The 267-nt window shown below is 43.8% G+C and carries 1 pseudogene; it reads right to left on the bottom strand.

Features of this window, described 5'->3' with window-relative positions:
* Positions 1–267, bottom strand: a pseudogene (locus SB775_RS30195) (YcdB/YcdC domain-containing protein); the annotation flags it as partial.

Here is a 267-nt window from a genome sequence, read left to right as displayed (position 1 = left end):
CACTTTTCTGGTCAGATAGGTTCAGGATATAGGAGTCGCTTCGATTCCCAAAATAATTGACATGCAAGTCTTGAATGGCTGGCAAATAATTTTCTTGCAGCTCTTCCAGTGTTTCGATCACGTCTGGTGGCAATTCAACTGTATCCTCGCTCGATTTCTCTACGTAAGCGTGAACAATGATTGGCTTCACATCCGTTCCTGCTACTGTCAAAACACTTGCTATCAGCAAAAGTGCTGCCTCTTTGCTTCGTGCCTTCACTTCATTTC

This window comes from Peribacillus sp. SIMBA_075 (assembly GCF_046534585.1).
The sequence above is the reverse complement of the archived record's forward strand: the minus strand, read 5'-3'. Positions and strand labels throughout refer to the sequence as shown.